Annotated in this window: 31 protein-coding genes; all 31 read left to right on the forward strand. The window is 54.1% G+C overall.

Translation table 11 applies throughout. The features are described 5' to 3' along the window. Positions 1-71: 71 nt before the first annotated feature. The 31 genes from truA (at position 72) to KJ869_10145 (ending at position 24,670) form a co-directional block, all read left to right on the forward strand. Complete coding sequence (gene truA, locus KJ869_09995; protein ID MBU1577517.1) at positions 72-800, forward strand: tRNA pseudouridine(38-40) synthase TruA; 729 nt, start codon at positions 72-74, stop codon at positions 798-800. Next, positions 801-1,322: a Mov34/MPN/PAD-1 family protein gene (locus KJ869_10000; protein MBU1577518.1), complete on the forward strand. Its 522-nt coding sequence runs from the start codon at positions 801-803 to the stop codon at positions 1,320-1,322. After that, positions 1,319-2,395 (forward strand): peptide chain release factor 1, encoded by a 1,077-nt coding sequence (prfA, locus tag KJ869_10005; GenBank protein ID MBU1577519.1) that lies wholly within the window; start codon positions 1,319-1,321, stop codon positions 2,393-2,395. Before KJ869_10000 ends, prfA begins: the two co-directional genes overlap by 4 nt. Before the next feature lie 31 nt (positions 2,396-2,426). Further along, a complete protein-coding gene (prmC, locus tag KJ869_10010; protein MBU1577520.1) occupies positions 2,427-3,269 on the forward strand; it encodes a peptide chain release factor N(5)-glutamine methyltransferase in 843 nt (280 codons plus the stop codon). A gap of 96 nt (positions 3,270-3,365) precedes the next feature. Next, a complete protein-coding gene (locus tag KJ869_10015; protein ID MBU1577521.1) occupies positions 3,366-3,677 on the forward strand; it encodes a (2Fe-2S)-binding protein in 312 nt (103 codons plus the stop codon). A 31-nt stretch (positions 3,678-3,708) separates the two neighbouring features. Then, positions 3,709-4,791, forward strand: coding sequence for an FAD-dependent oxidoreductase (locus KJ869_10020; protein MBU1577522.1), 1,083 nt, complete (start codon positions 3,709-3,711; stop codon positions 4,789-4,791). A 15-nt stretch (positions 4,792-4,806) separates the two neighbouring features. Further along, positions 4,807-5,601, forward strand: coding sequence for a hypothetical protein (locus tag KJ869_10025; protein ID MBU1577523.1), 795 nt, complete (start codon positions 4,807-4,809; stop codon positions 5,599-5,601). 8 nt (positions 5,602-5,609) lie between these two features. Next, a complete protein-coding gene (locus KJ869_10030; GenBank protein ID MBU1577524.1) occupies positions 5,610-6,110 on the forward strand; it encodes a 4Fe-4S binding protein in 501 nt (166 codons plus the stop codon). 136 nt (positions 6,111-6,246) lie between these two features. Beyond that, positions 6,247-7,386 (forward strand): fibronectin type III domain-containing protein, encoded by a 1,140-nt coding sequence (locus KJ869_10035; protein ID MBU1577525.1) that lies wholly within the window; start codon positions 6,247-6,249, stop codon positions 7,384-7,386. A 12-nt stretch (positions 7,387-7,398) separates the two neighbouring features. Then, positions 7,399-8,019, forward strand: coding sequence for a hypothetical protein (locus tag KJ869_10040; protein MBU1577526.1), 621 nt, complete (start codon positions 7,399-7,401; stop codon positions 8,017-8,019). A 1-nt stretch (position 8,020) separates the two neighbouring features. Beyond that, a complete protein-coding gene (locus KJ869_10045) occupies positions 8,021-8,872 on the forward strand; it encodes a hypothetical protein (protein ID MBU1577527.1) in 852 nt (283 codons plus the stop codon). Between the two features lie 43 nt (positions 8,873-8,915). Beyond that, positions 8,916-9,548 carry a hypothetical protein gene (locus KJ869_10050; protein MBU1577528.1) on the forward strand — a complete coding sequence of 211 codons (633 nt, stop codon included), beginning with the start codon at positions 8,916-8,918 and terminating at the stop codon, positions 9,546-9,548. An 86-nt stretch (positions 9,549-9,634) separates the two neighbouring features. Further along, a complete protein-coding gene (locus KJ869_10055) occupies positions 9,635-10,816 on the forward strand; it encodes a fibronectin type III domain-containing protein (protein ID MBU1577529.1) in 1,182 nt (393 codons plus the stop codon). 9 nt (positions 10,817-10,825) lie between these two features. After that, positions 10,826-11,464: a hypothetical protein gene (locus tag KJ869_10060; protein ID MBU1577530.1), complete on the forward strand. Its 639-nt coding sequence runs from the start codon at positions 10,826-10,828 to the stop codon at positions 11,462-11,464. Beyond that, positions 11,461-12,309, forward strand: coding sequence for a hypothetical protein (locus KJ869_10065; GenBank protein MBU1577531.1), 849 nt, complete (start codon positions 11,461-11,463; stop codon positions 12,307-12,309). The genes KJ869_10060 and KJ869_10065 overlap by 4 nt, the downstream gene beginning before the upstream one ends. 10 nt (positions 12,310-12,319) lie before the next feature. Further along, positions 12,320-12,952, forward strand: a complete 633-nt coding sequence (locus tag KJ869_10070) for a hypothetical protein (GenBank protein MBU1577532.1) — start codon at positions 12,320-12,322, stop codon at positions 12,950-12,952. A 70-nt stretch (positions 12,953-13,022) separates the two neighbouring features. After that, positions 13,023-13,292, forward strand: a complete 270-nt coding sequence (locus tag KJ869_10075; protein MBU1577533.1) for a (2Fe-2S)-binding protein — start codon at positions 13,023-13,025, stop codon at positions 13,290-13,292. A 2-nt stretch (positions 13,293-13,294) separates the two neighbouring features. Further along, a complete protein-coding gene (locus tag KJ869_10080; GenBank protein ID MBU1577534.1) occupies positions 13,295-14,431 on the forward strand; it encodes an FAD-binding oxidoreductase in 1,137 nt (378 codons plus the stop codon). A gap of 37 nt (positions 14,432-14,468) precedes the next feature. Continuing rightward, positions 14,469-14,834: a helix-turn-helix domain-containing protein gene (locus tag KJ869_10085; protein ID MBU1577535.1), complete on the forward strand. Its 366-nt coding sequence runs from the start codon at positions 14,469-14,471 to the stop codon at positions 14,832-14,834. Between the two features lie 41 nt (positions 14,835-14,875). Further along, on the forward strand, positions 14,876-15,397 hold the full coding sequence (locus KJ869_10090) for a hypothetical protein (GenBank protein ID MBU1577536.1): 522 nt from the start codon (positions 14,876-14,878) through the stop codon (positions 15,395-15,397). A 22-nt stretch (positions 15,398-15,419) separates the two neighbouring features. Further along, positions 15,420-15,854, forward strand: a complete 435-nt coding sequence (locus KJ869_10095) for an Hsp20/alpha crystallin family protein (protein ID MBU1577537.1) — start codon at positions 15,420-15,422, stop codon at positions 15,852-15,854. Positions 15,855-15,932: 78 nt separating this feature from the next. Then, positions 15,933-18,281 carry an endopeptidase La gene (lon, locus tag KJ869_10100; protein MBU1577538.1) on the forward strand — a complete coding sequence of 783 codons (2,349 nt, stop codon included), beginning with the start codon at positions 15,933-15,935 and terminating at the stop codon, positions 18,279-18,281. 1 nt (position 18,282) lies between these two features. After that, positions 18,283-19,299, forward strand: coding sequence for a hypothetical protein (locus KJ869_10105; protein ID MBU1577539.1), 1,017 nt, complete (start codon positions 18,283-18,285; stop codon positions 19,297-19,299). A 44-nt stretch (positions 19,300-19,343) separates the two neighbouring features. Beyond that, positions 19,344-19,562, forward strand: a complete 219-nt coding sequence (locus KJ869_10110; GenBank protein ID MBU1577540.1) for a zinc ribbon domain-containing protein — start codon at positions 19,344-19,346, stop codon at positions 19,560-19,562. 13 nt (positions 19,563-19,575) lie between these two features. After that, entirely contained in the window at positions 19,576-19,857 is a 282-nt protein-coding gene (locus KJ869_10115) for an integration host factor subunit beta (protein MBU1577541.1), read from the forward strand. 192 nt (positions 19,858-20,049) lie between these two features. After that, on the forward strand, positions 20,050-21,480 hold the full coding sequence (locus KJ869_10120) for an RtcB family protein (protein ID MBU1577542.1): 1,431 nt from the start codon (positions 20,050-20,052) through the stop codon (positions 21,478-21,480). Positions 21,481-21,595: 115 nt separating this feature from the next. Then, on the forward strand, positions 21,596-22,102 hold the full coding sequence (locus KJ869_10125; GenBank protein ID MBU1577543.1) for a hypothetical protein: 507 nt from the start codon (positions 21,596-21,598) through the stop codon (positions 22,100-22,102). 89 nt (positions 22,103-22,191) lie between these two features. Next, positions 22,192-22,728 (forward strand): RNA polymerase sigma factor, encoded by a 537-nt coding sequence (locus KJ869_10130; protein MBU1577544.1) that lies wholly within the window; start codon positions 22,192-22,194, stop codon positions 22,726-22,728. A gap of 293 nt (positions 22,729-23,021) precedes the next feature. Further along, positions 23,022-23,513 carry a hypothetical protein gene (locus KJ869_10135; protein ID MBU1577545.1) on the forward strand — a complete coding sequence of 164 codons (492 nt, stop codon included), beginning with the start codon at positions 23,022-23,024 and terminating at the stop codon, positions 23,511-23,513. Position 23,514: 1 nt separating this feature from the next. Continuing rightward, positions 23,515-24,042 (forward strand): hypothetical protein, encoded by a 528-nt coding sequence (locus tag KJ869_10140; protein MBU1577546.1) that lies wholly within the window; start codon positions 23,515-23,517, stop codon positions 24,040-24,042. Between the two features lie 118 nt (positions 24,043-24,160). Beyond that, positions 24,161-24,670 carry a hypothetical protein gene (locus KJ869_10145; GenBank protein ID MBU1577547.1) on the forward strand — a complete coding sequence of 170 codons (510 nt, stop codon included), beginning with the start codon at positions 24,161-24,163 and terminating at the stop codon, positions 24,668-24,670. Positions 24,671-24,748: the final 78 nt, after the last annotated feature.

Raw genomic sequence — 24,748 nt, forward strand, 5'->3', positions numbered from 1 at the left:
AAGCAACTATTGTTGTGTACTCGAATTTCCTCTTACTTGCTAAACCCTAATATTAATGTTAAAATTACAAGTTGCGCAATATCAAGCTAAACATAGAATACGACGGGACCGATTTCGCCGGGTGGCAGGTCCAGCCCGGCCAGAGAACGGTCCAGGGATTGTTGGAGGAAAAGCTTTCCTCCATGCTGGAGGAGAAGATATCGGTCCTCGGTTCCGGGCGGACCGACGCCGGGGTCCATGCCGCCGGGCAGGTAGCCAATTTCAAGACCTCCCGCGATATTCCATTAAAAGCCTTCGAAGAAGGCCTGAACTCTTTGCTTCCCCGCGATGTGGCCATCATCAAGGCCGAGGAAGCGGCCGAGGAGTTTCATGCCCGGTTTGATGCCAAGAACCGCCGCTACCGCTATCAGATTGTCTTCCGGCGTTCTCCACTCAGGGAACGCTATGCCTGGCGGATGACATATAAGGCCGATCCGGCTATTCTGAAGTCCCTGGCGGCACAGATGCTGGGACAGCACGATTTCACCGCCTTTGCCTCGGCCCAGGCCGAGGTCAATAACTTCATCTGCCTGATCGAGAAGGCCGAGTGGATATTTGCCGACGATATGTGGACCTTCGAGATAAAGGCCAACCGTTTTCTGCATAACATGGTCCGCATTCTGGTCGGAACGATGATAGACATGGCCCGGGGACAGATGGATCACAATGATCTCCTAAAGATACTGGAAGCAAAGGACAGAACATTGGCCGGGAAAACCGCCCCAGCTTGCGGTTTGTGCCTGATGGAGGTATTGTACTAAATGCAGGTATTCATCAACGAAGCGGCCTTCTGGGGCCTGCTGGTCTCGGCCATCGAGGTCTACAAGAAGGAATCCTACGGGTTGCTTTTGGGCCACCGGGACGGCGACATGTTCATGGTGGTCAACGCCATCGCCTGCCAGAAGGCCGAGCGGCACGCCACCTGGGTCAAGGCCAGGGACAAATCCTACGCCCGGATAGTAAACTTCTTCCAGAACCTGCCCAACCTGTACATCGTGGGCGATTTCCATTCCCATCCCCGGCATAACACCACCCTGAGCGAAGACGATCTCTATGGCATGAGCCCCGGACACGTCTACATCGTGATCGAGATCAAGGACAAGGCCAAGGAGAAGTACTGGAGCTATAACGAGGACGGCACCCTGTCCGGCACCACCGACAACTGGTTCATCAAGATAGCCTCTTATTACATAGACCCTGAGACCGGAAAACACCGGATGGCCGACGTGCTGTGTCCTTTCGCCATCGGGTTCAACATCAAACCCAGAACACCATCGAGATGATAGAAAAGAAACTTATAAAGATCGAAGAACGCTACCGCGAATTGGAAAAACTTATCAGCGACCCGGCGATAATATCCGATCAGCAGAGATACCGCGACCTGTCCCGGGAGTATCGTCAGGCCTCTCCCATAATTGCCAAATATACCGAGTACCGAAATACCGCCAAACAGCTGGAGGACAATAAGGCGTTGGTGGCCGAGAGGGGTGACAAGGAGCTGACCGAGATGGCCCAGGCCGAACTGCCGGAACTGGAAGCCAGATATCAAAACCTGACCGAGGAGCTGAAAAAACTGCTGGTGCCAAAGGATCCCAGCGATTTCAAGAACGCCATTGTGGAGATCCGGGCCGGGACCGGCGGCGAGGAGGCGGCCATCTTCGCCGGGGACCTGTACCGGATGTACATCCGCTATGCCGAGCGTAAGGGATTCAAGATAGACATCATGAATTCCAACCCCACCCAGCTGGGCGGCTTCAAGGAAGTGATCTTCACCGTGCAGGGCGAGGGAACCTACGGGCAGTATAAATACGAAAGCGGAGTGCACCGGGTCCAAAGGGTGCCGCGCACCGAGGCCTCGGGGCGCCTGCATACCTCGGCGGCCACGGTGGCGGTACTGCCCGAGGCCGAGGAGGTGGACCTGCAGATAAACGCCAACGACCTGAGGGTGGACACCTTCTGTTCCTCCGGGGCCGGAGGGCAGTGCGTCAATACCACCTACTCGGCGGTGCGGATCACCCACATTCCCAGCGGGCTGGTGGTGTCCTGTCAGGACGAGCGCTCCCAGATAAAGAACCGGGCCAAGGCTATGACGGTGCTGCGTTCCCGCCTGCTGGAGAAGATGGAGAAGGAGCACAACGCCAAGCTGGCCCAGGAAAGAAAATTGCTGGTAAAATCAGGGGACCGCAGCGATAAGATCAGGACCTATAACTTTCCACAGAACCGCGTTACCGATCACCGCATCGGGCTGACCCTCTATAACCTGGACGGGGTGATGGACGGCCAGATCGACCAAATCATTGAAGGCCTAACCAATGCCGAGCAGGTCGAGGGGCTGGAAGTGGCGGAGGAAAATTGATCCGGCAAATAAAAACAGAAGACGGTCTCAGATGACCATCGGGGAATTATTAAATTACGGTTTTGACCACCTCCTACGGTCCGGGATTCCGGAAGCCGTCATGGAGGCCGAACTATTGCTTGAATACGTCATGGACCAGGATCGGATATATCTGCATCTGAACCGCAACCAGGACGTATCCGTAACTGTTCAGGAAAAATACCAGTCATACATCGCCGATCGCTGCCGACACAGACCTTTGCAATACATCGTCGGGCAGACGGAATTTTACGGATTAAAATTCACTACGGATAAAAGGGCGCTGATACCCCGGCCCGAGACCGAGATCCTGGTGGAGGAGGTTTTGGAGAACTGGCAGTTGGGGTTCCATACGATTCTGGATATTGGGACCGGCAGCGGGGCTATAGCCGTTGCCTTGGCCAAGCATCTGGTTTCGGTCAGGATAACAGCCACCGATCATAGCCCGGAGACTCTGGAGCTGGCCGGGATCAATGTGAAGAGTTTTGGCCTGGAGGACAGGATCAGTTTGGTGCAGGCAGATTTATTCCCGCCGGAAAATGGCAGATTCGACTGCATCGTATCCAACCCGCCATATATTCCCAGCGATCAGATCGCCGCCCTGCAGCCCGAGGTAAGTCAGTTTGAACCTATCCAGGCGCTGGACGGCGGGCCCGACGGGCTGGACTTCTATCGCAGGATAGCTGGAGGCATTGCCGATCGTCTCAATCATCCAGGGCTGGTTGCTCTGGAGGTCGGGATGGGGCAGGCGGAGGAAGTGGCTCGGATGATGAGCCAGGCGCTTCCGGCATCCGAAATAATCATCAAAAAGGATCTGGCCGGGATAAATAGGGTGGTGCTGATAAAAATGCAATAACCCCAAGGGATAAAATGTCTTGACAACGATAAAATTTTACAGTATCATTACTTTTTATTGTTAATAATCCGCAAATAACTGCCAATTTATGGTCAGATGAGAATAGACAAACATCCCATACTTGACTTAAAAAAAGGGACCAAGATAGAATTTTATTTCGAGGGGCAGCCGGTTGAGGGATACCAGGGAGAACCCATTGCGGCTGCTCTGCATGCCGCCGGGATCAAGGTGCTGCGCCACAGCGTCAAGCTGGACAGACCCCGGGGCTTTTTTTGTGCGGTGGGAAAGTGTTCATCCTGCCTGATGGAGGTGGATGGAGTGCCCAATATTTTCTCCTGCATCACACCCATCCGCGATGGCATGCAGGTAAGGCGGCAAAAGGGACGGGGCCGGATCTCCCTAAAATGAATCAATACTACGACACTGTCTTTAAGAATCCATGACAAATACCGACTTTCTAATCATCGGGGGAGGCCCGGCCGGGCTGATGGCGGCGCTGTCGGCCTCGGAGTTCGGCCTGGAGCCGCTGATAATTGACGAGAACCAAAGCATCGGGGGCCAGCTGATAAAGCAGACCCACATGTTCTTTGGTTCCAAGGCCGAGAGAGCTGGGACCAGGGGTTTTGAGATAGGTCTGGAGCTGGAGCAGGAGATAGGGAAGCGCAACATCAGTATCGAGCGCCAGGCCTCGGCGGTGGGATATTATCCCGACGGAACGTTGGCGGTGCAGCAGAATGAAAAAGTGACCCCGCTTAAACCCAAGGCCATTCTGGTGGCCACCGGAGCCTCGGAGAATTTTGTTTCCTTTTCCGGCAGCGACCTACCCGGTGTATATGGAGCCGGAGCAGTGCAGACTTTGATGAACGTTTACGGCATCAAGCCGGGCCACAGCGTGCTGATGGTGGGCTCGGGCAACATCGGGCTGATAGTATCCTACCAGCTGATGCAGGCCGGGGTCGAAGTCAAGGCCGTCATCGAGGGCCTGCCCAAGATCGGGGGCTACCTGGTGCATGCCTCAAAGATAGCCCGGGCGGGGGTGCCAATTTTAACCCGTCACACCATCCTCAACGCATTTGGGGAGGAACAGGTCAGCGGTGCGGTGATATCAAAAATTGACGATAAATGGCAGACCATAGAGGGTACCCAGCAGACACTGGAGGTGGACACCATCTGCCTGGCGGTGGGGCTTTCCCCATTGACCGAACTTTTATGGCAGGCCGGCTGCCAGATGAACTACATTCCGGAGCTGGGCGGCCAGGTGGCCTGGCATGATGATCTGATGATGACCACTGCCCCGGGGATATTCACCGCCGGCGACGTCAGTGGGATCGAAGAGGCCTCCACCGCCATGCTGGAGGGTGAGCTGGCCGGATTGGGTGCGGTCAAATTTCTCAGGGGCGGGTCAAAAGAATTGCAATGTCGGATAGATGATACTACTTGCCGTTTGGCAGGTCTCCGGGCCGGCCCGTTCGGGCAGAAGGCCAGGGAGGGGAAGTGCAAGCTGGCGGAGTGCAGACGATAAATTAGAGGCAAAATTATGAAATATGATAATTGCGAATTTACTTTTTATGGCGATTTATTAGGAGTTTCGAACTATTATAAAATTAGCCCGGATAAAGCTTATTCAAAATTGAATACTTTTTATAACAAATCATTCGAAATTTTCAAAGAATTAGTTGATAATGACCAAGAATTAAAGATATTTTTGTTTAGTGATTCGATATTTGTTACAGGCAAGAAGTTAGAAACAGCATTAAAGCATATTTCATATCTTTATTCTACCCTTTTCCAGAACAATCTTCTATTGCGTGGTGCAATAGTTAAAGGTTTGTTAGAATTCCAACCCAGAGTAGAAATAAAAAGATTTACGAAACAGCTACCCAAAGGGGATGTTTTATTTCGTGCGGTTGAATTAGAAAAGCGTAGCAAAGGTGCGCGACTTTTAATAGAGACTAAATTAGCACAACAGATACTGCCCAAAGAATGGTATACGAATGAAGGTTATGATAGTAATATCGATAGAAAGATTCCAGAGCATAGTATTGTAAGAAAAATAAAACTCACTTCTGATTGGTCTGCTTATGAATATTTATGGCCACTAATAGAAGAAGATGAATACCCTTTAACTAATAAAGTTAAGATGGGTTATAAGGAATTAATTTTAATTATCGAAAATTTAAAAAGCATTAGTCCCAAAGAGGCAACTGCACACATAATTGAAACAAAAAAGATGTTTCAAAGTATAAAATTTAGTTTAAAATACAACTATGAGCGAAATTACAACAAAGCACTTGCAGAATCTCTCAAAGAATTACAAAAAAAAATTACATAACGATCCAAATGCTCAGCGAAAAATTAACAACCTGCGGAATCGCCGATGCCACCGATATCAAAACCTCCTGGCCGTCGGAAGAGCGGCTGAAAAAAGGCCCGGTGGTCATCGTGGAATGCTTCCAGGAGATCCCCTGCAACCCCTGCGAGACCAGCTGTCCCCGCAACGCCATTATAGTGGGGGAGAATATCAACGACCTGCCCCGGGTGGATCACAACAAGTGCAACGGCTGTACCGTCTGCGTCTCCCGCTGTCCGGGCTTGGCCATTTTTGTGATTGACGTCAATTTCTCGGAAAAGGAAAGCTTGGTAACCATGCCTTATGAGTTTCTGCCCCTGCCGGAGAAAGGCGATATGGTCGATGGCCTGGACCGTGAAGGCAAAACATGCTGCCGGGCTAAGGTGGTCAAAGTGGTTAACACCAAGGCCCAGGGCAAGACCCCGCTGGTGACCCTGGCCATACCCAGAGGAATGGAAATGTCAACCCGGTTTTTCAAGCTGGTTTCCTGATTTTTTGCCACCAAGTCACCAAGACACAAAAAACATGAATTATATATTCCTTGTTGTATAATCTTTGGTGCCTTAGTGTATTTATGGTGGAATTGCCAAAAATAAAAACATATCATTAATAACCAAAAGGGACGTTATGACCAAGATCAAATCCGCAGTTCTGCTGATGTTGTTCCTGCTTCCGGCCCTGGCCCCGGCCCTGGAGCCGCCCACCGATATCAAGCTGACTGACGCTCCCAATGACGACGGCTCCACCGTCATCATGAAATGGCAACCATCACCCTCGGAAAATGAGCCCGGCTTCATGGGCTACAATATCGAGAGGTCCGTGCTGCCCAACGACTCGTTCCAGATGATCGCCTGGGTTCCCAAGGGATACGTCGAGCACCAGGACAATTCGGTCGAGGTTATGGGTAAAAATTATTATTATAAGGTGGTGGCCGTCAACGAGAGCGGCGACAGCGCTGTCAGCGCCGTAGCCGGGCCGATAGCCACCACCCAGGACTGGTTCAATACCGGCAAGCTGAACACCCTTTTCGGCACCTTCCTTTTTATCGCCATCACCCTTTTATACATCTACTGGGCCCGCAAGGGCAAGCTGTTCATCCGGCGCATTGCCGGCCTGGATGCGGTGGAGGAGGCCATCGGCCGGGCCACCGAGATGGGCCGTCCCATCCTTTACTGCAACGGCATCGGGTGGATAGATTCCATATCCACCGTGGCTGCCCTGAACATCCTGGGTCAGGTGGCCAAGAAGACCGCCGAGTACGACACCCCGCTGACCGTTCCCACCGCCGACCCGGTGGTTCATGCGGTGGCCCGGGAGATGGTCAAGGAGGGCTATAAGAGCGCGGGCCGCCCGGATCTGTTCAAGGAGGACTCGGTATATTTTATCACCAGCGATCAGATGGGGTACGCCGCAGCCCTGGCCGGGATAATGGTCCGCGAGAGGCCGGCCACCAACTTTTTCATGGGTTACTATGCGGCCGAATCCCTGGTGCTGGCCGAGTCCGGGGCGGCCACCGGGGCCATCCAGATAGCCGGGACCGACCAGATATCCCAGCTGCCGTTCTTCATCACCGCCTGCGATTACACCCTGATCGGCGAGGAGCTGTACGCCGCCTCGGCCTACCTGTCCAAGGAGCCGCTGCTGGTGGGAAGCCTTAAGGGCCAGGACGCCTGCAAGCTGGTGATCATACTGTTCGTCCTGCTGGGCACCCTGACGGCCCTGATCTTCCGTTCCGATCTTATCTACAACCTATTCAGAATTCACTAAAGGTAAATGAATATGAAAAAAAATATTCCCTTGGCCATAGTCTTCGTGCTGGGAGTGGCATTCATCATCCAGTTCTTCATTCCCAGCCGGCCGTCGCAGATAGCCTTCAATACCATGATCGAATGGGACCTGATTCTTTTTGTCTTCGCCTCGGTGATAGCGGTGGACAGCCTGGTGCGCCACCATATCCTGAAGATCTCCCGCAAGACCAAGGGCTGGGGATACAGCATCGTCTATCTGGGCGCGGCGGTGTTCATGATCCTGGCGGCGGTGTTCAGCGGCACCCGGGAGGGCAGTTTTTATATGAAGCTGTTCAATTACGCCCTGGCCCCCATGCAGGCCACCATGTTCGCTATCCTGGCCTTCTACATGGCCTCGGCCAGCTACCGGGCCTTTCGGGCCAAATCCACCGAGGCCACCATGCTGCTGGTCTCGGCCTTTATCGTGATGCTGGGGCTGATCCCGCAGGGGGCCGCCATCTGGAGCGGCCTGCCCAAGGTTTCCGAGTGGCTGCTGGTAATTCCCAATATGGCTGCCAAACGGGGCATCACCTTCGGGATCGGGCTGGGCATTACCGCCACCTCCCTGAAGATCATTCTGGGCATCGAACGCAACTGGATGGGGGGGCACTGATATGCTAAAGTTTTTGGCCAAGTTCGGAAAGCTTGACCGCCGGATCGTATTCGCCCTTCTGCTGGTTTCCATTCTGGTGCCGCTGCTGTTCAACATAAAACCCCGGTTCTATGTTGATTCCGCCACCAAGGGTATTTATGATTATGTGGATCAAATCAAACCCAACGGGCGCCCCTTGCTGGTATCCTTCGATTACGATCCCCAGGTGGCCGCCGAACTGGATCCCATGGCCCGGGCGGTGCTGCGGCATTGTTTTGCCCGGGGGGTAAAGGTTGTGGGGATGTCCCTGGCTCCTCAGGGAGACGCCATCGGCGAAGGGATCATCACCCAGGTGGCCAGGGAGTATGATAAAAAATTGGGCCGTGATTATTGCTATTTTGGCTTCAGGCCCGGGGGCACCATTATCATGCTGCAGTTGGGGGTCAATGTCAAAAAGGCCCTGCCACTGGATTATTACCAGACGCCCTACGACAGCCTCCCCATGATGAAAAACATCCACAACTACGACGACATCGCCATGGTGCTGTCCCTGGCCGGCTCCACCTATCCGGTAAGCTGGATGATTTTTGCCGGCACCAAATTCGGGGTCAAAATCGGAGCCGGGCAGACCGCGGTGATGGCTCCGGATAATTATCCCTTCCTGCAGACCAAGCAGTTTATCGGACAGCTGGGCGGCATGAAGGGGGGGGCGGAATATGAACAACTGATCGTCGATGCGGGGTATTATAATACGCCTGATGTGGCCAGCAAGGCCATGGGGGCCATCGCCTATTCGCACCTGCTGATAATCCTGCTGATCATTCTGGGGAATATCGGATATTTCATCTCCAAAAAAATCGAACAGAAAAAATAACCCCGTCATTCTCAGAACCTTTTTTAAAACTAAGGATATAAAGATGAGCACAAATATCTGGGTATGGATCGCGGCCCTGCTGAGCCTGGCCATCTTCTCCTACCTTTACAAGGACAACCCGGCCTTTAAATTTGCCGAACACCTTTTCACCGGGCTGTCGGTGGGCTATTTCATCGTTCTCTATTGGAACAATTACACCCTGCCCTATATCGTCACCCCCCTGAAAAATCACCAGTGGATAACCCTGATCCCCATGGCCATCGGGATGATGTACCTGTTCCGGTTCATCCCCAAGCTGAACCATCTGATCCTGATACCCATCGCGGTCAGCCTGGGTTTCTGGAACGGGATGTCCATCCCGGTCACCTTCGAGGCCGACGTATTAAAGCAGATCCAGGGCACCATGATCAATACCTCCATGCTAAGCAACATCTGGGATCCCCAGAAGGGTCTGATGGTGGGCCTGCTGGTGATGGTGGGGGTGATCAGCACCATCACTTATTTCTATTTCTCCCGGGAGCACAAGGGGCCTCTCAAGGTCACCGCCAACATCGGCATCTGGTTCGTGATGATCGGCTTCGGGGCCACCTTCGGATACACCGTCATGGCCCGGGTCTCGCTGCTGATCGCCCGGATGCAGTTCCTGTTCACCGACTGGATACATCTGATAAAATAAGTCGGGCCAGGGGCAGTTTTAAATGTTCGAAAGGCCATAAAGGTTATATCTGTATATAATCAACAACCATAAAACGGAGAATATTGATGAGGCTTAAAATTTATGCCCTGCTGCTGGCGATGGCGGCGGCCCTGCCGTGTCTGGCAGCGCCTCCCGGGCCGGAGGCAACGATGGCGGCCGTCACCGTAGCCCCGCCGTCCGACATCAAAGCCGCCGACACCCCCAACGATGCCGGCAATGCCATTACCGTAACCTGGCAGGCGTCGCCGGACGAGGCCCAAAAGTTGATCGAGGGCTACGAGGTCCTGCGGTCCGAAACTCCGGACGGGGAATTTATCAAGGTGGGTTACGTGCCTTACGGCTTCACCAGCTTTGACGACCAGGATGTCCCGGCCAACAGCCAGGATTATTTCTACCAGGTCAAGGCGGTGGGCCGGGAGAGCCAGGCCCTGAGCTTGGTGTCTGTCTCGGCCAGGTCTGTGGAGCAATGGTTCAACACCATGCGCATCAATGCCCTGATCAGCTGCATCCTGTTCACCATGATCGTGATGATATTCATCGGCCGGGCCAAGAGCGGCCAGAGCCTTTTCATCCGCCGCATCGCCGGGCTGTCGGAGGTAGAGGAGGCGGTGGGCCGGGCCACAGAGATGGGGCGTCCCATCCTATATGTGCCGGGGCTTTCGGGTATCTCGGATGTGGCCACCATCGCCGCCCTGAACATTCTGGGCCAGGTGGCCAAGAAGACCGCTGAATACGGCACCCCGTTGCTGGTGCCCAATCGCGATCCGGTGGTATTCACCGTGGCCCAGGAGATAGTCAAGGAGGCCTACAACGAGATCGGCCGTCCCGACGCCTACAACCATGACTCGGTGTTCTACCTGACCGACAGCCAGATGGGCTTCGCCTCCGGGGTGGACGGCATCATGACCCGGGAAAAACCGGCTACCAATTTCTTCATGGGCATGTTCTGGGCGGAAAGCCTGATTCTGGCCGAGACCGGAGCAGCCACCGGGGCCATCCAAATAGCCGGCACCGACTCCATCTCCCAACTGCCGTTCTTCATCACCGCCTGCGACTATACCCTGATCGGCGAGGAACTGTACGCCGCGTCGGCTTATCTTTCCCGGGAACCAATGCTGCTGGGTACGCTAAAGGGCCAGGACTGGAGCAAGGCCGTCATTGTGATGCTGCTAATCGTCGGCCTGGCTATATCGCTGATCAGCCCCGGGGTCAGACAAATCATCCTGCAAATGCTAAAGGTAGGTTAAGGAGAAAAAATGAAAAGACAGATACCTTTGATAATCGTGTTGACCCTGGGGATATTTTTCTTCATCCAGTTCTTCGTCCCCAGCCAGATATCAACCAACATCTATCAGACCACCCTGCAGTGGACCATCGTCATCAGCGCCTTTGCCATCGTGCTGGCCATCGGCAGCCTGGTCAACCATCACATGCTGAAGATCAAAAGGCGCAAGCCGCATTGGTGGAACAGCATCGTGACCCTGGTGGCCCTGGTGGTGATGGCCCTGCTGGGCATCTTCGGAAGGGTAAAGGGGCTGGAGCCGCTGGGCAACCTGTTTCATACCTTGTTCCTTTATGTCCAGGCTCCCATGGATTCGGCCATGTTCGCTATCCTGGCTTTCTACATGGCCTCAGCGGCTTATAGGGCTTTCCGGGCTCGCTCCCAGGAGGCGGCTTTGCTGCTGATATCCGGATTTATCGTGATGCTGGGGGTGATCCCCTTCGGCTCCATGCTCTGGTCCAAGATCCCGGATATCGCCGAATGGATCATGATGGTTCCCAACATGGCCGCCAAGCGGGGGATCCTGTTTGGAATCGGTCTGGGGATGACGGCCACCTCGCTGAAGATAATTCTGGGCATTGAACGCAGCTGGCTGGGAGGAGGCGGCAAATGAAGATATTAGAGAATCTGACCAAAATAAACCGCCGGTATATCTTCCTGCTGGTGGCCCTGGCGGTGATCATTCCCCTGATAGTTCCCATGAAACTGCCCACCATCCCGGGAAAATATACCATCAAGCTGTACGACTTTATAGATAAGATACCGCCCCAGAGCCAGCCGGTGGTTATTGCGGCCGATTACAGCCCCTCCATGATGCCCGAGCTGCAGCCGATGCTGGAAGCCGTCATCCGGCACTGTTTTGCTAAGAAGATCAGGGTCATTATTCTGACCCTTGATCCCAACGGCGCGGCTCTTTCGGAAGCGGCCCTTAAAAAGATCGCTCCGGAATATGGTGCCCAGAACGGCCGGGATTATGCGTTCCTGGGATTCAAGCCGGGCTATTCCATCGTGATGATGTCTATTGGCGAGAGTTTCATAAAGACCTTTCCCACCGATTTTTACGGCACCCCGCTTGACAGCCTGCCGATGATGGCCGGCGTCCGCAACTACGCCGATGTGCCCTTAGTGATCTCCATTGCCGGCAGTGCCGTCACCCAGAGTTGGATCGCTTACGCCCATACCAGGTACCATGCCAATGTGGGCGCCGGCTGCACCGCGGTCAGCACCGCCGACTACTATCCTTTCCTGCAGTCCGGACAGTTAGTGGGACTTTTGAACGGAATGAAGGGGGCCAGCGAGTATGAATATTTGAATGAGAAGAACGGCTATTCCCGGGCCATCAAGATCGCCGGACGGGGGATGAACGCCGTTTCTATAGTTCACCTGCTGTTGATGCTGTTCATCATCCTGGGCAATATCGGCTATCTGGTGACCCGGCACAACCAGAGCAAGAAGTAAGGAGAGCGAAATGATATTTTCAACCAACCCCTGGGTGTGGATCGCAGCAACATTGACACTGTGCATCTTCTCATTTTTATACAAGGAAAATCCCTTCTACCGTTTTGCCGAGCATCTTTTCGTTGGCATCTCGGCCGGATACGGAGTAGCCATCTACTGGAACAACGCCATAGTGCCCAACCTCTACGTGCCGGTGTTTCAGCAACACAATTACTGGTTCATAATTCCCGGCCTTATCGGGATGATGTTCTTTTTCCGGTTCAGCGTAAAAACCGGCTGGTTGATATTGATCCCCTTGGCGGTGCTGCTGGGAACCGGCAGCGGAATGGCTTTGGCGCCCACTTTCCAGACCAACATCCTCAAACAGATGCAGAGCGCCATCGCCGACGCCACCAACCTTAAGCTCGGCGGCTGGAGCTTAGTTTGGGGCCTAGTCACTTTTGTGGGAGTGCTGACCACCTTGAGTTATTTCTTCTTCTCCCGGGAGCAGAAGGGCGCCCTTAAAGTATCGGCCAACATCGGCATCTGGTTCATCATGATCGGCTTCGGGGCTAGTTTTGGCAACACCGTGATGGCCCGGATCTCCCTGCTGATCGGCCGGATGCAGTTCCTGCTGACTGATTGGATACATATCATCAAGTAACTGACCTCTCCCTCGATCCCTCTCCTAATGCTTTAGGAGAGGGAAGGGTGAGGTTGTAATATTGAAAAGCATGGCAAATAACGACGATAAAATAATCTGCCGCTGCGAGGACATTACCGAGTCCGAGGTCCTGGAAGCAATTGAGAAAGGCGCAGCCACCGCCGACGAGGTCAAGCGCCTGACCCGGGCCGGCATGGGCCATTGCCAGGGAAGAACCTGCCGCCGGCTGGTCAACCAGATCCTGACCCGGAAGCTGGGCCAGAACCCGGAGGATCAAAAGGCGGTTACCCAGCGCTCTCCGCTGCAGCCCATCTCGCTGAAAATTCTGGCGGATTCATAAAGATGTCCAAAAGCGCCGACGTCATAATCATCGGTGGCGGTATCGTCGGAGCGGCCACCGGGTACTATCTGGCCCAGGCAGGATATAAGGTCCGGCTGATCGAGAAGGGCTATCTGTGCGCCGGCTCCACCGGGCGCTGCATTGGCGGCATCCGCCAGCAGTTCACCTCCGAGGGATCCATCAAGCTGATGCTGGAGAGCGTAAGGCATTTCAGCAACATGAAAGAGGAATTGGGTATCGATGTCCACTGGTATCCCGGCGGGTATCTGTTCCTGGCCCACAGCCCGGAGAAGAAGGAAGCCTTTTTGGCTAATATCGCCGTTCAGCAGAGCTTCGGTCTGAAGGACGTCCGCTGGGTGGATGCTTACGAAGCCGGGCAGGTTGCCCCGGGGCTGAATATCGACGGCCTGCTGGGCGGCTCCTACTGTCCGTCCGATGGACAGGCCTATCCCTTTGCCGTGGTCAATGGCTACGCCGAAAAGATCAAATCACTGGGTGGCCGGATAAACACCTTTACCGAGGTGACCGCCATATTGCAGGGCGGAGGCCGGGTCCAGGGTGTTAAAACCGCCGAGGGGCCTGAATATCATGCCGCTATCGTCATCAACGCCGCCGGGCCCTGGGCCAAGGAGATCGGGATGATGGCTGGTATCAGTGTGCCGGTGGAGCCGGAGCGGCATGAGGCCCTGATAACCGAGGGGGTGGAGTATCTGAACATCCCCATGCTGGTTGATTACCGGACTGACGGAGGCTATTTCCAGCAGTTCCGCCACAACGGACAGTTCATCGGCTGCTACTCGCCGGTTCCCAGTGTGCCCGGGCATTCCACCGATTCCACCCATGAGTTTTTGCATGAGATGCCCAAAAGAATGCTGAAGCTGGTTCCCGCCCTGGCCCCGGTCAAGGTCATCCGCCAGTGGTCGGGCAGCTATGAGAACACCCCGGACGGCAACCCCATCCTGGATAGATCGCCGCTGGAGGGTTTCTATGTCATCGCCGGTATGTGCGGGCATGGCTTCATGCTGGGTCCGGCCATCGGGCGAATGGCGGCCGATTTCATAAAGAAAGGCGCAAAAGAGCCGCCCATCGCCGAGTTCGCCCTGGAGCGCGATTATTCCAGCCAGGAGGCAATGAAATAAATCTGAAAAAGTTATGGTAATTAAAAGGAGAAAAGAAATGGACTCTCTCATCAAATTAATAGGGGCCAATGCCCGCAGGATCCGCAAGGCCAAGGGTCTCTCCCAGCAAAAACTCGGAGAGAAGGCCGGATTCGATTATCGCTATATCGGCTTTATCGAACAGGCCCGGGTAAACCCCACTATCAAGACACTGGAGAAGGTGGCCTCAGCTCTGAATGTCACGGTTCGCGACCTCTTTCCGGCAAATTCGGAAGTTGAGGCGAATAAAAAAGGGGTGCCGGCCAAGATCAGCGACCGGGAGAGGATCACCTCCATCATCATGCGGGACCTGAATAAGGCGGACAATGCAAAATTAAAACAGCTGCGCCGCATCATCAAGATCACGGTCGGCGCCGAAGACTAAGCTAACACCCGGTAAAAGTTGGGAAAATTTAGAGGTTCTGAATGATATTAGCCGGGGCCCTGGAAAAATTCAAGACCTTGGAACTGAAGATGTCCGAGGTCTATCTGTGGTGTTCCATCAGCTTTGAGGACCTGGAACTCCGGCAATTCTTTGCCGACATGTCCGACGAGGAACTGTCGCATGCCAGGGCCTTGGAAAACATCAGCAAGATCCCGGCGATAAAGGATGTCAACTTCGAAATCCCGGACTATCTTCCGGAGAGGATCGGACAAAACATGGCTGAGATTTTCACCCGGCTGAAGCAGGAAAAAGAGCTGGATAAGATATTCCTGCATCTGGTGGAACTGGAGAGCAGCGAGATCAACCAGGCCTTCGACAGTATTCTGAGAGGCGTCAACGATGCCAATATCCAGCGGGTCGATTTTTTGAGCAACAGCACCCGCCGGCATATATTGATGTTGGCCAGCCAGGCGGAAAAGCTGAAGCTTTCGGATGACATCCGCAATAAAATAGGGCAGATCTGTGTGACCGGCCGGGATTATTTCAGGCTGTTCATCCCGTAAGGAATCGAAGGAGGATAGAATTATGCCAAATCAACCGGTAAAGGTAATGCGGGTGTATCGCCGCGACCTGAGCGGTCTGTTGAATGACATGACCGACCAGACCCAGCCCTTTTATCTGGTGGAGGAGGAGACCCTCTGGCATCCCAGCTGCGACGTATACGAGACCGACGATGAACTGGTGATCAAGCTGGATTTGGCTGGCATCTCCAAGGATGACATCAATATCACCTTCGTCCCCGGAGCAATTGTGATAAGAGGTTCCCGGCTGGACAATGCCGGCGAGGATAAGAAACGCTTCTACCACAAGATAGAGATAAACCAGGGTTGGTTCGAGAAGATCATACCCCTGCCGGAGACGATTAGCGACAAGGTCAAAAGTTCGGTCTACAAGGATGGGATGCTGGATATCAGGATCTCCAAGAAAAAAGCCAGGACTGTGGAGATAAAGATTGAATGAATTTCCGGAAGGGCGATCATCTGGCATCCGCCGGCGGACGGATCTAAAATTATAACCGAATCATTGAATAGGTATTGAATGCCCGAAGAATCCAAAGAAATAAAAATACCGGGAGAGCTTCCCATCCTGCCGCTCAAGGGGCAGGTGGTCTTTCCGTATCTGATAGTTCCCCTGGTCATCTCCAACGAGAAGATGATCAAGCTTACCGACGAGACCCTGCTGGGAAACAAGATCATCGGCCTGTGCACCCAGCTGCGGCAGGATACCGACGAGCCCAAGGAGGACGAGATCTACCAGGTCGGCACCGCAGCCCTGATCATCAAGATGCTCCGGTTCCCGGACGGCAGCATCAGGATACTGGTGCAGGGGCTGAATCGGATCAAGATAACCAAATTCGTCCAGAACGAGCCCTATTTCAAGGCCAAGGTGGAGGTGCTGAAGGAGAAGGGCCGGAAGAGCATCGAGGCCGAGGCCCTGATGCGGAACGTGGTGTCCCTGTTCCAGAAGATCATCTCCCTGGCCCCCTACCTGCCGGACGAACTGCAGGCGGTCTCCCTGAACATCGAAGACAGCGGCAAGATGGCCGATCTGATCGCCTCCAACCTCAACCTGACCATCGCCGAGCGCCAGCAGATACTGGAGACCATTGATCCCAAGGATCGGCTGCAGAAGCTGATCCCGCTGCTCTCCAAGGAGCTCTCCATCCTGGAGCTGGGCGACAAGATCCGGAACCAGGTCAAGACCGAGATGGACAAGGACCAGCGGGACTATTTCCTGCGGGAGCAGATGAAGGCCATCCAGCGGGAGCTGGGCGAGGGCGACGAGCATTCTCTGGAGGTGGGCAACCTGCGCAAAAAGGTGGAGAAGGCAAAATTAAGCCCCGAGGCCCTGAAAGCGGCCCATGAGGAGCTGGACCGGCTGGGCCGGATGCCCCCCCACGCCGCCGAGTACACCGTGGCCCGCACCTATATCGACTGGCTGGTAAAGCTTCCCTGGAGCGTCTCCACCACCGACAGCCTGGATGTGGTGGCCGCCCGGAAGATATTAGACGAGGATCATTACGACCTGGAGAAAGTCAAGGACCGGATCATAGAGTACCTGGCGGTCCGCAAGCTAAAAGGGGACGCCAAGGGCCCCATCCTGTGCTTCGTGGGCCCTCCGGGCGTGGGCAAAACCTCGCTGGGCCGCTCCATCGCCCGGGCCCTGGGCCGGAAGTTCTACCGCATCTCGCTGGGCGGGATCCGGGATGAGGCCGAGATCCGCGGCTTCCGGCGCACCTATATCGGCTCGATGCCGGGCCGCATCATCCAGGGGCTGAAGCATACCGAGACCAATAATCCGGTGTTCATGCTGGACGAGGTGGACAAGATTGGGTTGGACTTCCGGGGAGATCCGGCGGCGGCCCTGCTGGAGGTGCTGGACCCCGAGCAGAATTTCTCCTTTGCCGACCATTACCTGGATGTGGCCTTCGATCTTTCCAAGGTGATGTTCATCACCACCGCCAATGTGATGGATCCCATCCCCTCGGCCCTCAAGGACCGGATGGAGGTGCTGGAATTGCCGGGCTACATCGAGGAGGAGAAACTGCACATTGCCCTGAAATACCTGGTTCCCCGGCAGATCAAGGAGAACGGCCTGACCGAGGCCCACATCAAATTCAGCGATCAGTCCATCAGCCAGATAATCTCCCAGTACACCCGCGAGGCCGGGGTCAGAAACTTGGAGCGGGAGATTGCCACCGTCTGCCGCAAGGTGGCTAAAGACGTGGCCTCCGGAGACAAAATCAAAAAGGCCGTCACACCCCAGAGCCTGCATAAATACCTGGGTCCCCAGAAGGTATTCCCTGAGGTGGCCGAGCGGACCGGCGAGGTGGGCATGGCCACTGGGCTGGCCTGGACCCCGGTGGGCGGGGAGATACTTTTTATCGAAGCCACCAAGATGCTTGGCAAGAAGGGCCTTAGTCTGACTGGCTCCCTGGGCGAGGTGATGAAGGAATCGGCCCAGGCCGCCCTGTCCTACATCCGGGCCAAATCCAAGATCTATAAGATAGACCCTCGTTTCTTTGAAAAGTTTGACATCCACATCCACGTGCCGTCCGGTGCCATTCCCAAGGACGGACCCTCGGCCGGGGTGACCATGGCTACCGCCCTGATATCGCTGCTGACCGACCGGCCGGTGAAGGCCAACCTGGCCATGACCGGCGAGATTACCCTGAGGGGCAAGGTGATGCCGGTGGGCGGCATCAAGGAGAAGGTGATAGCCGCCAAAAGGGCCGGCATCAAGGAGATCATCATGCCGGAGCAGAACAAGAAGGATCTGGAGGAGGTGCCGGATCATGTGCGGAAGAATCTGAAATTTCATTACGTCAGCAACATCGAGAGCGTGGCCAAAATAGCCTTCGGGCCGAAGATCCGGAAAGGCAGATGAATTGAGCCTGTTTACCGCCCTGGCCATAAGCCTGTCCCGCCGATACGGCCGCCAAAAACCGGTGGATTTCACCGGGGTTTTGAAAAAGCCCGGCAAGATCCTGTGCTTCCCGGCCCAGGACGAAGGCGAGCTGCTGTGCGCCATCCCGGCCATAAGGGCCCTGCGCAAACATTACCGGGACAGTCTGCTCACCCTGCTGATCGACGAGGACAAGCGCGGGCTGTGGCATTTTGACAACGAGGTGGACGAGGTGATAGATTTCCGCCCCCGGTTGGTTAACGGCCTAGCTTCTAAGGAATCCCGCCGGTTGAAGAAGATCTTCCGCCAGCGTCGGTTCGACCTGCTGCTGGATCTGAACTACCGTCCCCTGGAACAATTATCGTACCTGTTCTTCCGCTCCGGGATAGAGGTACGGTACGGCCAGGAGACCGGGCGGGACTATCCCTTTAAAAATTTCATCATCAAAGCCGGTACTCTTTCGGCTGACGAGATAACCCGCAGTTTGGACATCATCAAACCCCTGGGGGCCCAGGTGTCCGGCCATCACCCGGCCTGGCCCAAGCTGGTGGGGCTGGAGGGCAAAAGGGAGTTTCGGGAAAGGCTCAAAGAGGAGGGCCTGAAAAAAGGCCAGTCGGTGCTGGCCCTGGACGGAAGCCATTGGAAAAAAAAGAACTTTGAAAAGACCCTGACGGCCCTGGCTAAAAACCCGCACCTAAAGCTGATCGTGATAAACCCTGGTGAAAAGATGCCGGAGCAGGCCCTAATCGGGCAGACGGTGATGAACTCGCCTTCGTCGGCCGAAGCGGCCGAGGCCCTTTCCCAGGCCCGGGGTTTCATCGGCTCCAAGAACGACGTCTTTTCCATAGCCTATATGCTCAAGGTACACAGCCTGATTACCGCCGGGCCCCAAAGCCGCGGCCTGCCCCTGGCGGGGGAATTGCTGCAGATACGCCACGGAAAACTGCCTTTCGAGATCGGCGACCAGGAGCTGAATATTTTCCTGCAAAAAATATTTTAAAATTCCTATTGACAAACACTGCTCCGAAATTGTATCATAATGCTATGCCAATCTTTGAGTTTGAATGCAGCAGGTGTAATCGTAAATTTGAACAGCTGATGCGCCTCTCGGAAAGCAAACCCGCCTGCCCGGATTGCGGCAGTAACAAGACAGAAAAAATATTTTCCACATTCGGCTGCAAGACCGAGAGAGGTTTCGTTTCGGCCGGAAAGTCCGGAGGATGCGGCGGCTGTACATCTCATAACTGTTCCAGTTGTAACTAAGGAGGGTTCACAAATGACTAAGGCTGATCTGGTGAAGTTGGTTTGCGATAAAACCGGGGTTACCCAGCGGGATGCCAAGATCGTGGTCGATTCCTTTCTGGATGTCATCACCCTGACATTAAGCGAGGGCAAGAACATAGAGATCAGGGGATTCGGCCGATTCAAGGTCAAGGAGCGCAAGCCGCGTCTGGCCCGTAATCCCAGGCGCCCCACCGAGACGGTCCAGATACCTGCCAGGTTGGTCCCCATATTTCAGCCTTCCAACGAGTTGAAGGCTCAGGTCTCAAAGAAGTAAAAATAATTAAATATGATAAATCAGAAGGAGGTTTGCATTTTAAATGCCTTGCGGTAAGAAAAAAAAGAAACACAAGATAGCAACCCATAAACGCAAAAAAAGACTCAGGGCCGATCGGCACAAGAAAAAGTTGCGTTAGTGCTTGTGGCTATTCCCTTCGGGAATAGCCATTTTGATTTTAATGGCGCGATCATGGAAATAGAACAAATAGATCAATACCGCTGGCGGATACCCCGGGCCGGGGCCATGCAGGTGGACGGTCTGTTGTACGCCGACCGGGAGATGATGGAGCAGGCCCGGAGCGAGAGATCTCTGCTGCAGGTGTCAAACGTGGCCTGTCTGCCGGGCATCGTGGGATCATCACTGGCCATGCCGGATATCCATCAGGGATACGGCTTCCCCATCGGAGGGGTGGCAGCCATGACAATGGATGGCGTCATCTCGCCGGGCGGGGTGGGGTCGGACATCAACTGCGGGGTGCGGTTGGTCAGAACCAACCTGCTGTATGACGACGTCAAGGATAGGGTCAAGGATCTGGTCGATGCGATGTTTCAACTTGTCCCTTCGGGGATCGGCTCCAAGGGGGCCATAAAATTATCTCCGGCCCAGGAAAGGGCCGCGCTGGAAAAAGGGGCATCCTGGGCGGTGGAGAACGGATACGGCTGGAAGGGCGACCTGGAGTTCACCGAATCCCAGGGCTGTCTGCCGGGGGCCGACCCCGATAAACTCTCCAAACGTTCCTTTGATCGGGGACGGGAGCAATTGGGCACCCTGGGGGCCGGCAACCATTTTTTGGAGATCCAAAAAGTGGTCGAGATGTACGACCTCAAGACCGCCGGAGCCTTCGGGATAGAAAAGGACCAGATAGTGGTGATGATCCACTCCGGTTCCCGGGGGCTGGGTTTCCAGACCTGCGAGGATCAGGTGGACATCATGCTGAGGGCCATGCCCAAATACGGCATCAATATTCCGGACCGCCAGCTGGCCTGCTGCCCCATAGAATCGCCTGAGGGCCGCGATTACCTGGCGGCCATGGCCTGCTCGGCCAACTACGCCTGGGCCAACCGCCAGTGCCTGATGCATTTGGTGCGCCAAAGTTTCGAACGGGTATTCCGGACCAGCGCTGAAAAGCTGGGGATGTCGTTGTTATATGATGTGGCCCACAATATCGCCAAGTTTGAGACCCACCAGTATAATGGAAAAAGCATCAAGCTATGCGTTCACCGCAAGGGGGCTACCAGGGCCTTCGGCCCCGGCCACCGTGAACTGCCCGAACGCTACCGCCCCTACGGCCAGCCGGTGATCATCCCCGGGGACATGGGCCGGGCTTCCTATCTTTTAACCGGAACCGAAAGAGCCATGCAGGAGACCTGGGGCTCCACTTGCCACGGGGCCGGAAGGCTTATGTCGCGCACCCAGGCCCTGAAAAATACTAGGGGCCGGTCCATCGCCCGGGAGTTGGGCGAGAAGGGCATAATCGTCCGCTCCCACGGCAACGATACCCTGCGCGAGGAGATGCCGGAGGCCTATAAGGATGTCAACCAGGTGGTGTCGGTGGTGCACAATGCCGGCATCTCGAATATGGTGGCCAAGATGAAACCGCTGGGAGTGGTAAAGGGATAAAAATATTTTTTTGTTGCTTGACTTTTATTATTTTATGCTATAAACTTAACCAAGTTGTAATTATAAACCGAAATATATCAACACAATCACACAAAAACTTAAAAGGAGTAATGTTATGAAGAAGTTGGTTTTGGTTCTGGTGGCCCTGGTTGCCATAACTGCAATTGCTTCGGCCGATGGCTACAAAAAAGGTGACAAATATATCGGCCCGTTGGTGGGCATGGGGTGGCATGATTTGATGCTCGGCGGCCAGTTCGAGTACGGGTTCCATGAGAATATCAGCGGCGGTGCCATCCTTGGATGGTCCTCGCAGTCTGAGGATTATTACTGGGCCGAATATACATACACCTACATAGCGATCGGGGCGCAGGGCAACTATCACTTCAAGCCAGGCGAGAAGTTCGATCCGTTCGTTGGCGCAGTACTTGGATATGATATTGTTTCTTGGGATGTGAAGTATAATCCTGGTTATACCTCTTGGTACGGCTATGATGCAACCGCCAATTCCATGTTCTTCGGCGGAGCTCTGGGTTGCAACTATGATTTCAGCCCGACGATGGTAGGCACCGCCCGGGTCGGGTATCCGTACTATTTGGCGGCAGGCGTTTCCTTCAAGTTTTAGTAAATACAATCAAAAGCCCCGCTTAAGCGGGGCTTTTTTGTTTTAAACCATATCTTATAAGCATAAGTCTAATCTATTGAATATCAACCATGCCTGAATCCTTAATGAATGCCATACAAGAAGTTAAAGCCGGGAATACCAGCTCTTTCAATGAGATCATTCGGGCTCATCAGCAGGGCATCTATCGGCTATGCTACCGCCTTACCGGCAACATTGAGGATGCCAAGGACCTCACTCAGGAGGTGTTCATTAAGGCCTTAAAAGGCATTGGATCGTTCAGAGGAGAGAGCGACATCAGGACCTGGCTCTACCGGATAGCCATCAACACCGGATCAACCTGGCGAAAAAAGAATCTTAACCAACCCCTTTCTTTTGAAGTTACCGGAGAGGTGGCCGACAACAAGACCCGTGACGTTCTTTTACAGAGAAAGATTTCTGAGGCGGTGGATTCACTGCCTTACAAACAAAGATCGGTGTTCGTGATGCATCATTACGAGGGATACAAACACGACGAGATCGCCCGGATCACCGCCCGGTCAGTAGGCAGCGTCAAGGCCAATTATTTCCAGGCAGTCCAGAAGCTGAAGGGGAAACTTAAGGATTTCGCGGAGTACGGAAATGAATGACCAACCGAGATCATCTCACAAAGGCACTAAGACACCCCCGCTTTACGGGGTTCACGCATTTTATTTGTAGCAGTAGTTCTCAAGGCTTGGTGACGGAAAATGAGATCGGGGCGATCATAGGTGATTTGCGATTTGGTAAGTAAGAGAAATGGATTGCTTCCTTTGTTAGGCATAAGGTCATTTCGCAATGACGAAGTGGGTGCGTCATCGCGAGGAAAACATAATATATGGCATGCGAAGCGATCCAAAAAACGAAGGCAAACAGTGTATCAGTGGCTTAGTGAGAGGAAAAAATGAATAAAAACAAAAAAATAACGTCTGATCTGGAATTGTTCGCAATTCTAGACAAATGGCAGGTGGAGATGCCCGACCAGCAGTTCTTTGCCAACCTGCCGGCCGTGGTCCAGCAGGCCGCCCTGAAACCATCCAGGCCTTGGTGGAGCGCTGTCTTGGCCCCCCTGCCGGTAACGTCTTTTATTATGGTTGCCGCCCTGGCATTCGGGATAGCGACCATTCAGTCCCGGATATCGTCCGACAACAGGATCTCCCTGACTGCGGCCCACTGGGCCTCCGAGAAATACGGCTGGTCAAACATCGATGAAGCCCTGGAAGCAGTAGCCCAAGATATTCCTGTCTCCCAGAATAATTCGCATGAGAAATATCTTTCCACCCTGCAGAAGGGAACCTATCTCTACGGGACGGACAATGCCGCCCAGATGCTGGATGAACTGTCCGAAACCGAAATGGAGTATATCCTTTCGGAACTGCAGAATACAAGGAGCTGAAATGAAAAAAATAATGTTGATACTGGCCCTGTCGCTTATATCGCTTCCGGTGTTGGCCCAAAACCGGATGACGGTCATGATGCAGGAGTATGACAGCCTGTGCCCCCCGGAATGCCCGCCGCCGCCCGAGCACCGGGAACGCAGGATGCTGGAGGCGGTGAGGGTGACCCGGATGACCGAAATGCTTGAGCTTTCCAACCAGCAGATATCCAGGTTCTTTCCCAAGCTCAAACAGATGGAGGAGAGTCAGCGGGAGGTGCGCAAAAAACATCGGGCGCTGGTGGTCCAGCTTGAAGAGCTGATGATCAGAAAAGCCAAGGACCAGGAGCTGAAAGCCAAGCTGGATTCCCTTGACAAGCTGCAGAAGGAAACCTTAAAGAACATGGAGAAGATCCACCAGGAGCTGGATGCCATGCTTACCATCCAGCAGCGGGCCATGTGGAGGATCTTCGACCAAAACTTTGACGAGGAGATCCGCAAGATGGTGATCCAGGTCAAAGAAAAAAGATATCGCAAGGTGAGGTGGTAACAAATGTTTTCATCAAGGTGCTGCGCCAGGAATAAAGAATTAAACCTTTGGACGGCCGGTGCAGTCCAATCAACAAACAACAGCAGATAACAATAACCATTAAACCTAAGGAGAACAAATGAAAAAAGCAATTCTATTGATGGTGCCGGCCCTGATGTTGGCGGCCAGCGCCATGGCCCAATGCCCCAGCGGGGGGGAGAAGAAAATCCGGATCGAGAAGCGCATCGAAAAGGGCGATCCCGGAATGATGCACCAGGGGCGCGGCCAGTGGTGGGAAAATCCGGAATTAGCCAAGGAGATCGGTTTGACCGAGACTCAGGTCAAAAAGATCGACGGCATGGCCACCACCCACCGCAAAGAAACGATCAGGACCGAGGCCGACCTAAAGATCGCCAAGATGGAACTGCAGGACCTGATGGATGACCTGGGGAACGACGGCGCCATCAGGAAGAAGGCGTCGGAGGTCTCCAAACTTCAGGAGAAGATCTATAACTCCCGGATCGAGCACCGCCTGGCCATGAACAAAGTGCTGACCGCCGAACAGCAGAAAAAGATGAAATCCATGAAGCATATGAAAATGAAAAAAACCATGATCAAAGATGATTGCGGCGGCTGCGGCAACAAATAAAATTCACCCGGCTTATAAATGGGATGCCTTTAGGGCATCCCATTTTTTTATTGACAGTCGCAATGGGTTATGATATTC

This window comes from Candidatus Edwardsbacteria bacterium (assembly GCA_018821925.1).
Classification (GTDB): Bacteria; Edwardsbacteria; AC1; order AC1; family EtOH8; genus UBA2226.